A 13056-nucleotide genomic window follows, 5' to 3' on the forward strand; every position below is an offset into this window, starting at 1 on the left:
GTTCGGGAATCCCTATTTAAGAGGGCTAGCCAAGAGTCCTCATAGTTTTTACAGTTATCATAAGCTTCAGAGTTGTCTCCGTATTCTCTGTCTTCAGTGTCTTCTAAGTTTTCAGAGTCTTCAGAGTCTTCTGAGTCTTTAAGTCAAACTCTTGTTAAAGTGCTTGGTGGGTAAATATGGTAAGATATTAGTGAACAACACTTTTTCCAAGGAGAGATTTATGTGGGCTAAAGCAATTTTACTCGCAATGGTTCCTGCGGTGGCTTGCGCTAATCCTAGTTTACCTTTAACCTTACAGCCAGGTTCGGTAAATGGTAGTAGTTTTACCGCTCCAGGAAGCACAACAATAATTACTTCTGGTTTTAATGGAACAACTACAGTTTATACCAATGGTAAAAATGGACAAAAAGTAACTACTTTTGCACCAAAACAAAATAAACAGGTTCCGTTAAACTTTATTCGCACAAATAACGCTTATTACCAACGTTACTCTTACCTTGACTCAATTGACTATGGCTATTATGTCAATTACAATCTGGGCAATATGTTAAAGTACGATCACAATAACAACAAAGTTAGCTATGCGCCATATGTGTATATGGGGGCTGTTACTGGTCGTCATGGAATTTACTCAAGTGATAACTTTACCACTACGGTAATGGGAACTGGAGCGACTTACCTCTTTAACGGTGCTAAGATTGGTCTTGAAGTTAGTGTAAACTCAAATTCGTACGATCCTTTCTGGCGTCGTCGTTGGTAAGCTTGTTTAGCTAGAGATATTTTTAACTCCCTATGAATAGTTCTTTAAATCAACCGCGTCCAAATCATTTGTTGAACGTAACTTTATTTGTGGCTCTTTGCTGTTTAGTAAAGTATGTTTTTGATGATTTTGTGAATATGTTGTTAATATCGGTGGTGTTTGCGATAGTGTTACGCCCGATGATTAACTTTTTGGTGCACCGTTTACGCTTTCCGTTCTTTCTGTCGTTAATTACGATTTTTGCCGTGTTCTTATCAGTGCTTACTTTGATCGTACTCATTGTTAATAGTACAATCAATCAGTTCATTGCTAATTTTGAAACAACGGCACAACAATTTGTTTCGAAGATAAATAGTTTACATACTTTTACGCAACCTCTGCTGGATAGACTGGGAATTGAGTTTACCGATCGTAACAGTATTACGAGCTTTATTACCAGTAAGATAGACCCGTCAATTGTTGCTGAACTAATGAAAAAAGTTTGGTACAGTGTAACCGGATTTATGTCAGGTTCAGTAATTGTTATTCTGACGCTGGTGTTTATCTTAATCGACATTGATTTCTGGCAGTACCGCCTCAATACCGTTCTTGAAGATCGTCCAAAAAGTATTCAAAACGTTTACTCTATGTTTAACGCGGTAGCTACGTATATCAACAAGAAGTTTTTAATCTCTTGTTTAACTTCGTTTACCGTGCTTGTAATCTGCATTATCTTTAATGTGCAGTTTGGTTTTATGTGGGCAATCTTGACCTTTGGTTTTAACTTTATTCCAAATGTTGGAGTGTTTATCGTTTCAGCGCCAATGATTTTACAAGCGTTTATGTTAAACACTTTAGGGCAAGCTTTTGGATTTACTGCAGCAATTGTTGTGGTGCACTTTGTTACGGGGAACGTAATTGAACCACGTTACATGTCGAAACACTTGAACCTTTCAAATACAATAGTTTGGTTAAGTGTATTATTCTGGGCAATAATCCTAGGTCCGATAGGGATGTTAATGGCAATTCCATTAACAACTACAATTCGAATTCTGCTTTCAATGAGCCCTCATTATCAAAAACTAGCGATAATGATGGAAGGAGAACCAATTCGTTATAAAGATGCTGAAGAAGCAGTTAGCGCACACAAAGTGGTGCGTGAGCAAGCTTTAGCTTTACTAGCTGATAAGAAAGCTGATAAGAAAGCAGAAAAAGAAAAAAGACGCGATTAAACGCGTCTTTTTTCATGCCTGATTTTCAACTAAACAAATAATTGTTGAAGTAAACCTCTTTTAAGGGTACGTAAATCATTGAATTGTTTAGTACGAGCGCCAATTAAATGATCTACAGTTTTAATTAGCTTAGAGATTTTTTTCTGCTCTTCAATATTTGGCGAGTAACCTATTTTTATTTTAGATAGGTTAGTGGCATTGATTGCAGGATAAGCAGTACCGTTGCTTTCAACAACAATTCTCTTCACAGCGTCAAAACTTTGTAAAGCTGTAAATATAAAGTATGGATCATGTTCTGGATTAACTCTTATTTGTCCATATCCTGTAGAGAATACATAAGGAACTTCACTGTCTTTTTCAAAAAAGTAATTGTTCTTTTGATAAGTTCTTACTAATTGAAAGAAGATATCATTTTTTTGAGCAACACGTTGAGCACGTGAAGGAGCTGTTTCTTTATATTCGATACGTTCTTTTAGAAGAAGAGTTCCTTTTACCGCTTCGAGGTCTATATAGATGAAACGATCTGGAACTTTAGGACCTTTAGGATTTATAGTTGATAAGTTTTTTAACGGGGCAACTAACCAGTCTTCCGTAAATCCTTTAAATCTAACTTTTGGATGTTTTTCTTCAAGATTAGGTAAGTATAATCTTTGAATGAGAGCTTCTTTTAATTTATGACACTTTTCAATATAGCGTTGATTCAAGATTAATAATTCATCAATATCTCTAAATAGCTTAGATATTTTTTGTTGCTCCTCAAAACTATGCAAGATAAGTGGAGTATTTTCTATAGCTGGTTTTGAAATATTTGCTTGTGCAGTACCTTGAGAGTGCACATATAGGTATTTGAGTATTCTGTGAGTACTAAATTGTGTGTGGATATAGTAAGGATCTACTTTATTTGTATCCTTAATACGAATAGTTCCAACACGTTGATTTACTACAAAGGCATTGTCTTCCATAACAAATGCAGTTCTTCCACAAGAACCTGATAAGCTTATAACTATGTCATTGCTTTTTAGTAGAGCTCGATCATCATCTGCAAAGAAGCCTAACTTCTTTAATCTACCATCTAGACCAATGGCAGCTATGGTTACAATGCTATATTTTCCTTCATCTAAAAAGTACTTATTAGAAGGAAGGGAAATTAAAGAGAAGTCTGCTATTTCTTTTAAAGTAGTGTGGGTTAAAGGTGAATTATCTTTAGTAAAAGACAGTTTAGGAATTTGCATAACAAATAATTGAAACGTTTGAGAAAGATTAACTTCTGGTTAATGATTTCTCATTTGTCATGCAAATAAGAAACCTAGGTCACAACTTTCTATTATACGATAAAAGAGTCGTTAAGTTACAACTTCAAAATTTTAGTATACGAAAAGCTAAAAAAGTTCAGTAAGAATAGTATTCACTTACATTTCTACTAGTAATATATAAGGTTATTAGTGTGCTAATCTACAATGTTTTGCTGTTTAAATGTCTATTCCAAAAACGTCTAATTCAATTGCTATTGGTAGATGAGGCTTGAAGCACGTTATTTAAGTTATTGATTTTTAAACCTATGATCCAGTATTGTTGGACAGGTTAATGATAATCAACCTTTAGATAGTTAACAAGTTTGTATAGATTGTTAGTTGAAGTATATGAATTTATCTAGTTCATGCTGATCGTACGTAAAAACTTTTATATATAAAATTGCTAAATATTTTTATCAGTTGTAATGTTTATCAATTTATAGATATCAAATAAATACATTTATACTATATAGGTGCAAACTATTTAAATTAGTCATTTATTAAAGACTGTTTTGATGTATTGAATATATAAATATTTAGTAAGTATTTTACACGAGGCATTTATGAAAATTTTATTTAATTCACCCCGTTTATCTTCAGGTAAATACAATAACATAGATGATTTTGTTAGAGACAATAAAATTGAACTTGACCCACAAGTTGAAATATTACCAGTTTATAGAGCTTCTTTTAGAAGTCCAGAATGGATAGATAAAGTAGTACATTTTTCGTTAGATGGACAAGATTATTCTATGTCTAAAGAAGATGATGAAAAACTGCGTAGAAGCAATAATGGTAAAAAACTGTTAAGTAGATATTTGCATGACAAATTTCAATTGAATAATGTTGTGGTCTTGGCTGGTTCTGGTATGTCAATGTCTTTAAATAACTCCACCCAAGATGAGACTTCAGAATATAATTTTTTAGCTCCTAGCATGACTGATTTATGGATAGCTGCTACTAAGTGGGAGTATTTACATAAAACAGAAGAGTTTGAAAAAGTTGTCACCATAAAAGATATATGCGAAATATTAGAAATGGAGTACAAAGATGACAAAATTTTAAATATAGAAGATTTTCTTTCATTATGCAATGGTTATTGTCAATTTAGAACTTCAAAAGCTGATTTTTTACATTATGTCAAAACTTTTAAGGACTATATTGTTAAGGAGATAATAAGATTAACTAACTTTGTAGATAAGGTTCCTGAAGAGAATTGGAGAGCTCATACTAATTTTCTGCGTAAATTGTGTTCTTATAGACAGAAAGATAAAGATGACAATGAAAGATTGAAAGTCTTTACAACCAATTATGATATGGCTATTGAAGTAGCAGCCTCTAAGAATGAATTTATAGTATTGGATGGTTTCAAAGTTTTTCCTCCACATAGATTTTCTCCTCACAATATTTACAACCTTGATTTCTATAATAAAAGAAAGTCTATAAATGGAAATATTGTTAGAGCTGAAGACGTAATATACTTATATAAAATTCATGGGTCTGTAAATTGGTATAAAAACGATAAAGGAGAGATTTTTAAAGATTCAAAAGTTGATCTTTCGAGGTTTGAAACAAATTCAAATATCACCCCTCTAATAGTATGTCCGAGCAAGGACAAATATGAAGAGACAAATGACTCTCCATATAATGAAATGATGGATTACTTTAAAGATAGTTTGTCTATATCTAACTCTGTTTTAATATGTATAGGTTTTGGTTTTAATGATAAGCATATCAATTCTGTGATTAAGCGATCTTTAGAAAAAAATGAAGATTTATCAGTCATTGTTGTTGCTCCAAACTTATTAGAGAAGCAGAGTTCTATTAATCCAGAAATGAAAGAATTATTGTTACAGTACATGTGTAATTCTAAAGATGAACGCATAATGTTTGTAGATTCAACTTTTGGTGAGTTTAATGGTTACATGGAAGAACTAATCAATTGATAATGAAGAATGTAAAAACTAAAAATGCAAGAAGTAAAAACTTCTTGCATTTTAGTTTAATCATTATCTTAGCTACAGCTAAAGTTACAGCTATACCTTAATCTTTAGCTTGCGCCTCACGTTCTTTGACGTTAGCTTCATAAATTTCTTTTTGCTCTGCTAAGAACTTCAACGCTTGCGGAAGATTTCCTTGGAAGTCTAAAACATAGTTTGGATAATCATATGGCATGATCTTTTGTAAGTAGTTACTTTTTTGTGGATCAAGCAACATAATTAAACCAAAGTCTTCTTCAGAACGAATTAAACGACCAATTCCTTGTTTAAATACTATATACCCATCTGGGTTATAGTAGTTATCAAAGTAATAACCTGGTTGGTAGATATTACTCAAGGTATTATAGTAAGCATTTAACTGTGGGTTCGGATATTTATCAAGGATGAGTAACGAAAGCTTATCCCCTTTAATATCTACCCCCTCCCAGAAAGAACGAGTAGCTACAACAATAGTCTTCTCATCATCACGTAAACTCTCAACTAAGAAGTTGTTACTTATCTCGCGATCTTGGAAAAGCACTTTAAAACGGCGTTTTTCTAACTCGCGAGCTTTTTCTGTTTTAGTTGGGAGTTGGTTTTTACGTAAGTATTCGGCTTCAATGTCTTGCTCGATTTTATGGTCGAGTTGATTTTGCAGTTCTTTACTTACTTGACGAACACGATGGTTTGAAGTACATAACCAGAGGCAACGCCCTTGGTTATTGTAAATAAGTTCAACGGTATCAGAGGTTACTGTTTGACGACTACCTTGTTGCACATAGAAGTAAGCACGCTTGTGGTGTCTAAATGGTGAAGCCACAATTCCGACATCAGCGTACTTAATTCCTAGAGTTTGACAGTAACGCGTACAGTCTTGTCCAATACTTAAAGTCGCTGAAGTAAGTACCCACTTACTTTTTGCTAACTTAACCCTCAGATTGTTAAAAGCTTGGTCAGCTTTTAAGCGTTTGAGGTGGAAGTTAATACGTGGTGAGTGTGGATTGATGTCCACAAAAACATAAGCGTAGTTCTCTCCACGGTAGTCAGTAAAGCCTGTGTTTAAACTTAGGAACTCAAAGAGCTCATTAAGAAGTAGTAAAGACTCAAGTTTATTTTCATAATCATTGATGTCTTTAGCTAAACGAGCATTCTCTGCTTTGTTTTTTGAAGACTTGTCATCAGATAATGAACTTTGCAGTTCATTGATTTTATGGCGCAGTGCTGGAGCAAAGAGAGCTACTAAGCGGTATAAGCGACTCTTGATTTGACAAACTATTGTCCAAGGGCTTACTTGAGGTTCGACCTTTTTCCAGAAGTTAGTTTGTTTTGGTAACAAGAAGTTCTTGCTATGCCATGCTGGAGTAATTGATAGATCTGTTTCGTCACGTAGTTGACGATAGATTAATTGCTCCTTGGTCGGCATTGCCATAAAATGTGGGTTATGGGCAAGCTCATGCCAGCAGTATTCTTTAGTAGTGTAATTGAGGTAATTGACGTTATTTTTCTTCACTTCTTTGTAGTGAATGTTTTGCGCAATATACTGAATACACTCATTGAGGTTACGAATACTATGCTTGAGAATCTCAAATTCAACATTGAGACCTTTGAGTTGTTTTTGTAGCCCCAGATTAAAGAGACTGCGTAAGCTTTCAAGTTCAGCTTTGCTAAAGGACTTGCCAGCTACTTGCGTAAAAGCTAGAGGTTTAGCCTGTTTAAGCAGTTTTAGATCATTCTCTAAAGTTTTATAACGTCCTTCAAGTAATAAAGGATTTAACTTGAGTTCAGCTAGAGAAGCAGGAACTTGAACCGCTTCAAGACAGCTTTGCAACTCTGCTAAAGCTGGATTGAGAGCTATTGACGGTTGCTCACGGTAGAGAGCTAGAGCCTCTGCTAAGCGTTTACTAGTTTGTCCAAGTTGGGCAAGAGCTTTCTCTCCTTGTAGAGGAGTTTTACCTTTAGTTTGCTCTTGAGCTTCAAGTTGGGCAAAGAAGTCTTGCTCTACTTGTTGACAAGCTTTGCGATAGCTCGCAAAGTCAGCAAGTTGTTGCTCAAGTGGCTGATAATACTTCTGCCATTGTTGCAGACGCATTTGCGCTAGCTCTTGTAAAGCTTGGAGCTTTTTCTTTTCAAGTAAAGCACGACCTTCAGCAAAGAGCTCTTGGCTTAGTTCACGTCCATCTAATTGTGCTTGATAAGCTGGATTGAGGCGCTCACGTTTAACAAAAGTTAATTTGCCTTTGCTACTACTTTCACTACTTGCAGCTACAGAGCCATCACGCTCAAGAGTCAGTAACTGATCCTGACGTTCAACCTTGTAGTTAGTACTTGTACTGCTGGTGCTACCTTTAACCGTATTACTACGTTTAGTTAGGGATTCGGCATATAAAGGTAAGTTGAGCGGGTTTAACCAAAGGGTAAACTCTTTGGACTTAGTAAAGGTTGATGCTTGTGAGGAGGCTTCTTTGTTTTGTCCGCTTGCGTTATTTGTATTTGCGTTGTGTATACTTGTGCTGTGATCACTTGCATTTTGGCTGGTAGTTTCTAGTCTTGTTCCAGCTTGAGAGTTTGTAGTCTCGTCCGCGAGATCTTGCTCATCAAGCTCGACTAGCATGCCTAACTCTTTTGCCAGTTGATAGGCATTGCTTAGAGAAGCTTCTTGTCCCTCTTGAACTTGTTCTTGTTTAACTTGCTCTGGGCTTTGGCTTTTAATTTGAGCAGCTTGTGCTTGTTGTTTAGCTGTAAGTTCTTTTACTTTGCCTTTGGTTGCTACACTATTTGCAACTCCATTTGCTGTTTGCTCGCCATTACCTTGACTAGAGCTTGTGCTCTGGCAAGCCACTGCGATCTCACTATTGTGAGCAAAAGTTAAAGCGCTTAAACTAGCAAATTGACTAGCTTTTTTTAAATTGCTGAGATGAGGTTGATTGTCATACTCGGCAAATTGGGCAAATAAAGTTGGTAATAGATTATCCTTTGCCCAGATAGCCAAATTGTTTTTAAAGAGAAGGGTATCATTATTTGCTTGGTAAGTTAAACTTTGTTGCAAATAAGTAGCAAAGTAATCAATTGTTGCATAAGCTTGCTTATTGCTATACCCCTGATACAAATGCGCTATCTCTTGCTCTAAAAACCAGACTACTGGCAAGTAGTCTCGTCCTGGTAAGTAAGCTGGACTGTTTTGCGCAAAAGCTTGAGTAGCCGCAATAGTTTTACTATCAAGGTAAAGCTCAAGAGATTCTTCAAGTGAGCGTTCATGCTCTGCTTGCAGAGCATATAAGTCATCTTGACTTAAACTAAGTTCTCCATCGTTAAAATCGCGTTGAATGTCAGTTAGAAGATTAGTCATCTCTTCCGGACTAAAGCGGTTTTCTGAAGAGTTAATGAGAACTTGAGGTAAGTTGTGAGCCTCATCGACAACAATGATACGTTCATTTTGGTCAAGGATCTCAGCTTCAACTGCAGAGAGAAGTACGTGGTGGTTAGCCACAATAATTCTTGCACTTTGCGCCTGTTGACGTACTTTTAAGTACGGACAAGCATGAGCAAAAGCACAGGAGTTAAAACTACACTCTTTACGGTTTAAGAAGAGTAACGCTCTTTGCTCCTCGCTAATACGTAATTGGCGGGGAATGTTTTCAAAATCTAACTTGGTATAGTCATTGGTAGAGTTATACCAGTCGTAGAGGTTGTTAAGCAGTAACAGAGGAAGTTTTACTTCACGTCCTTCGGTAATGATTGCACGGTTAGATTGTGATTTTACCAAGACTTCCTTGTTACCAAAGCTATAGTTACGAACATAGTAGTCCGGTAAGAACGCAAAAGGTTCGTCTTGACTAGGTAAAGGAATGTCAGGACGTTGGGGTTCAATAAAGTAATGTAAAGCACGAGGGCACAAGTAGTTGGTTTGCCCTTTTAACACCAAGAATTTACTATTGTCTAGGTGAGAGAGATCCCAAACTAAATCAAGGGCACGTAGGTCAACTTGCATTGGATCTTGCACGACTTGCCCTTTGGCAAGTTGAGCTTCAAGCTCTTGACGATTTCGTGCAATAGTCTGACGATGCTCAATCGCTTGTTTTTCCGGAAGCTCTTTGAGTTTAACGTCAATTTGCTCTTGCAGTAAGGCAGCTTTACGTTGGATCTTTTTAAGTAAGATAATTAAACCGGGAACTTCACGGTTTAATTGCTCTTGCAAAGACTTCATGTAAGTGGCAATCACGGCATGGCGGTTTGCCATCAAAATTGGTACTAGGTAAGCAAGAGACTTACCTGTACCGGTTGGCGCTTCACGAATTAGGGTATTGAGGTCTTGTTTGAGACCGGTTTGCCAGAGATTAGTAAAGGCTTTAATTGCGATTTTTACAATACGGTTGTTACTTTGTTGTTCTAGGTTAATTGAAGGAAAATCAAATCTTTCAACTTTTGCCTCTAGTTCGTCGTACAGTTTATCAAAGAACTTACGATCAGAAAGCTCATAGAGCTTTTTGCTACTAAGTAATTGCTCGACTTGGGATTTTAAGTTCTTTTTGTTTGGTTTTTTCTTAGAGTAACAAGTATTTAGTAAAGCTTTGTAAGCAAGTAAATAAATTTCCTCTGCAGGAATTATATTAAGTTCATTCTCTTTACCTTTAGAGTGAGATTTTTTAGTTGCGGGGAGGTTGATCTCACTAAAAAGGTGTTGGTATTCTGGGAGGTCGGCATCGCTGAGGCTTTCGAGGCACTGGGCGATAACTTGCTGGCGTAAAGAGTCGATAAAGAGTTTGTCGTTGAGCAAATGGAGCTCATGGCTCATTAGCTCTTCTTGGAGGTCTTCTAGATCTTCTTCACTTTCATCAGCATTGGTAATAATATCTTCGTGCTCTAAACTCACTAACTTAAACGCTAGGTCTTGCGCGAAGCTTAAAGTTTTCTCAAAGTATTGCGAGAGATTAAAAACTTCTTGCGCTTGTTTGAGGTTGAGTTTGTTTTGCAGAGCAATCTCGTGCAACATGTGTTGTTGCACACGTGAATCTTTGTCACTGGTCACGCCGTCTTGTTCGATGAGGTTAGCAATAGCGCAAGAGAGCTCTACTTGCTCAGGACGGTAACGATACTTATCGCCTTCAAGGCGAGCGAGGAGGACAAAGAAAGCTTGTACTCTTGATCTCAGAGTCATAATTTATATCCTCAATGGTCTTTTTTTATTAAGAGTTTCGTTGGCATTTACTCTTCCGTTCTAGTGGCATGCCTACTAGTTAAGTATATTTTACTAAATTTATCGACTTTTCACAAAAGAATGATAAAATTATAAGGTTGAGACTTTGATAGGTAGGTTTAGCAAAAGTTTCAGTTTTAATTTATTTCGATTTTTAGATATGACAAAAGTGAAAGAGGATACTGTGTCAACAAATAAAAGCGCGCAAGAGCAAGCAAATACGTCAGCACAAGAGCAAGCATCGCAAGCTACTCAAGAGCAAGCAACCCAAACTGCACAAGCAACAAAAGCAGTAAACAAGCAAGCTAAAGCTAATGTGCTAGTTGATGATAACGGACAAGCAATTGATTTATCTAACTATGCTGGTTTTAAACCGCTAGTAGAGAACTTTGCTACTTACAAAAAACATCGTACTTTACTTTTAGAAGTATTTGGGCAAGAGCTAGCTCCACATGCTAAAGAGGGAGATGTGCTGCTAATTGATGCACATCGTAACTTTACCGGTGAAGGCTTATATGCATTTGAAATTTTACACCAAGGTAAAGTAAGCGAAAGTAATGTGCTAGCTGTAGTTAAGCAAGGTAAGCATGCGCTAGAGTACATTGTTGAGCGTGGTAATTACCCAGCTCGTAAACTATTACAACCAGAGATTAGATTCCTTGGTAAGGTAATTGGGATAATTTTCTCTAAATAACATAACTTTGTGTTAAAATAATAGTACAATCTTTGAGGAAGTTTATAACTCTTTGTAATTCCTTAGATATTTTCTTGGGTTTTGAGGTTTAGAGGCTTTGATTTTATTTGGAACTTTTACTCTAGCTGAGATGAGTAAGAGGAAAATGGGAAATAGATTGAAGTTAAAAAACTTTGAACTAAGAAGTGTTTGGGGAAGGTTAAAGAGCTAATCCAAATCAAAGGTTGCAAGAGTAAATGAAGATCACTCTTGATATTGACAATACCGAATCTTTCTACGCCGTAGTACCCTCTACGGCATTTTTTATTGCTTAAAATTTTGTTTAAGCTGTTTCTTGTGTGCCTTATGTCTTTTGGTCTTTTGGTCTCTTGGTCTTTTGGTCTCTTACATGGTATATCCTTTTATGGTTCTTATGAGAAAGATCAGGAGATAACTGCCAAGTATCTACCTAGTAGTTATCTCCTGATCTTCTTGCTTCTACCTATTTACATTTTTACACTGGTTAGTTGTTGCAACAAAACTATGTTCAATAACTCAACCTATGCTTATATGCAGATATTGTTCAATTGCAGGTTGCTAGTTGCTAAATTCTAGTTGGTAGTTAAGTTTTTCTCAGCTGTATCCGCAAAGGTATTACAGTTTTACTCAACTATATCAGCAAAACTCGCACGTGTAAGCTTAGCTAAATCAGCAGGTGCTACGGCAACATCACAACCACGTTTACCGCCAGAGCAGTAAAGCGTTGATAGAGACTGTGCTGAAGCGTCAATAATAGTTGGTAGAGCTTTCTTTTGTCCTAGAGGTGAAATCCCACCAACTAAGTAGCCGGTAACCTTTTGGGCAATGTCTTTATTTGCCATTTCAACTTTTTTTACTTGTAAAGCTTTGGCAGCTTTCTTTAAGTTAAGCATATTGGCAATAGGTAAGACTACAACCGCTAAGTCTTTTTCTTGTCCATTTAATGAGACTAGTAGCGTTTTAAAAACTTGTGAAGCAGGTAAGCCAAGCTTGTCTACTGCTTCTTGCCCAAAGTTAGTATTGTTGGGATCATGATCGTAAGTTAGTACTTCAAAGTTAATTTTGTTTTTCTTGAGAAGATTGATAGCTGGTGTCATGATTTAAACTCCTTTGCCTCTTAGTATACTCCTATTAGTTTGAAGCTGGGCAGTAAAATCTGGTAGTTAGGTTAGATTGCCAGTGTTATTTTCATTTGTACTTAACTCACTTAACTCAAATTGTCCTTTAGGCTAAGAGGAAATTTGCTTTTGCCTCTAGCTTAAATTAAGCTTAAATTCCCATCAATAAACTTCAAACTTAGTTAAATTTACTTGTAACTCTTGAAGTAAATTTGCTTAATATCAGACTAATTTAGTAAGTCTTTATGCAAATTAGGGACTCGTGATTTAGTAAACTTTTACAGCAAAATGGTTAAGCTAATTTGCAAAATTGAGGAGGATTTGAGGAGGTTTGGCGTTAAAGAAGTTTACAAAATAGGTACAACCTTCAGGGGGCAAATTGGCTGTTTGGGTTGTAGTAAAAAGTGAATGTTTTTAGAAAAAATTTAGACATCATCTAAGGTTTTTGTAAAAGATGGTTTTGTTTTGTTGAAAATGTGCTTTTTAAAGAGGGGTTAATTTGAGTAAAATTAGTTAACCATCTTGGTCAAAAGTTCTTACATTTAGGTACCAGTTAGGAGAGGTAACTATTTAATTTTTAGGTACAAGTCCATCACGATGATGGTAAAAAATTATTTTACTTTTTTATTTTGCGAGTCGAGGGAAACGTCATTGCCCATGATAAAATGAAGCTAAATAGAGATACGAGATGGTGACAACATCTTGATTGCTAAATTGATAAATTGCAAATTGCTAAATTGCTTGTTGTAACCTCTCTCACAAATAAAAGCACCATAGTCCTATGGTCAAT

The 13056-nt window shown here is 35.9% G+C and carries 7 protein-coding genes; 4 read left to right on the forward strand and 3 right to left on the reverse strand.

Features of this window, described 5'->3' with window-relative positions; translation table 11 throughout:
* Positions 1–220 precede the first annotated feature (220 nt).
* Positions 221–760: a hypothetical protein gene (locus CKF54_RS06120; RefSeq protein ID WP_119525483.1), complete on the forward strand. Its 540-nt coding sequence runs from the start codon at positions 221–223 to the stop codon at positions 758–760.
* A gap of 32 nt (positions 761–792) precedes the next feature.
* Complete coding sequence (locus CKF54_RS06125) at positions 793–1971, forward strand: AI-2E family transporter (RefSeq protein ID WP_119525484.1); 1179 nt, start codon at positions 793–795, stop codon at positions 1969–1971.
* A gap of 29 nt (positions 1972–2000) precedes the next feature.
* On the opposite strand, the gene CKF54_RS06130 is transcribed toward CKF54_RS06125, so the two are convergent.
* A complete protein-coding gene (locus CKF54_RS06130; RefSeq protein ID WP_119525485.1) occupies positions 2001–3203 on the reverse strand; it encodes a restriction endonuclease subunit S in 1203 nt (400 codons plus the stop codon).
* 623 nt (positions 3204–3826) lie between these two features.
* Between CKF54_RS06130 and CKF54_RS06135 the strand changes: the two genes are divergently transcribed.
* On the forward strand, positions 3827–5209 hold the full coding sequence (locus tag CKF54_RS06135) for an SIR2 family protein (protein WP_119525486.1): 1383 nt from the start codon (positions 3827–3829) through the stop codon (positions 5207–5209).
* Positions 5210–5306: 97 nt separating this feature from the next.
* Here the strand turns inward: CKF54_RS06135 and CKF54_RS06140 are convergent, their stop codons facing one another.
* Entirely contained in the window at positions 5307–10397 is a 5091-nt protein-coding gene (locus CKF54_RS06140) for a helicase C-terminal domain-containing protein (RefSeq protein ID WP_119525487.1), read from the reverse strand.
* Positions 10398–10596: 199 nt separating this feature from the next.
* On the opposite strand from CKF54_RS06140, the gene CKF54_RS06145 reads away from it, so the two are divergent.
* The gene (locus tag CKF54_RS06145) at positions 10597–11130 is read left to right on the forward strand and encodes a hypothetical protein (protein WP_119525488.1); all 534 of its coding nucleotides are present in this window, start codon (positions 10597–10599) and stop codon (positions 11128–11130) included.
* A 641-nt stretch (positions 11131–11771) separates the two neighbouring features.
* Here the strand turns inward: CKF54_RS06145 and ybaK are convergent.
* A complete protein-coding gene (gene ybaK / locus CKF54_RS06150; protein ID WP_119525489.1) occupies positions 11772–12245 on the reverse strand; it encodes a Cys-tRNA(Pro) deacylase in 474 nt (157 codons plus the stop codon).
* Positions 12246–13056 lie beyond the last annotated feature (811 nt).

Origin of the sequence: Psittacicella hinzii, from assembly GCF_003585885.1 — a bacterium.
In the GTDB taxonomy this organism is placed as follows: domain Bacteria; phylum Pseudomonadota; class Gammaproteobacteria; order Enterobacterales; family Psittacicellaceae; genus Psittacicella.

Coding starts and splice junctions, on each gene's coding strand:
- CKF54_RS06120 (WP_119525483.1), top strand. CDS start 221: ATGTGGGCTAAAGCAATTTTACTCGCAATGGTTCCTGCGGTGGCTTGC.
- CKF54_RS06125 (WP_119525484.1), top strand. CDS start 793: ATGAATAGTTCTTTAAATCAACCGCGTCCAAATCATTTGTTGAACGTA.
- CKF54_RS06130 (WP_119525485.1), bottom strand. CDS start 3,203: ATGCAAATTCCTAAACTGTCTTTTACTAAAGATAATTCACCTTTAACC.
- CKF54_RS06135 (WP_119525486.1), top strand. CDS start 3,827: ATGAAAATTTTATTTAATTCACCCCGTTTATCTTCAGGTAAATACAAT.
- CKF54_RS06140 (WP_119525487.1), bottom strand. CDS start 10,397: ATGACTCTGAGATCAAGAGTACAAGCTTTCTTTGTCCTCCTCGCTCGC.
- CKF54_RS06145 (WP_119525488.1), top strand. CDS start 10,597: ATGACAAAAGTGAAAGAGGATACTGTGTCAACAAATAAAAGCGCGCAA.
- ybaK (WP_119525489.1), bottom strand. CDS start 12,245: ATGACACCAGCTATCAATCTTCTCAAGAAAAACAAAATTAACTTTGAA.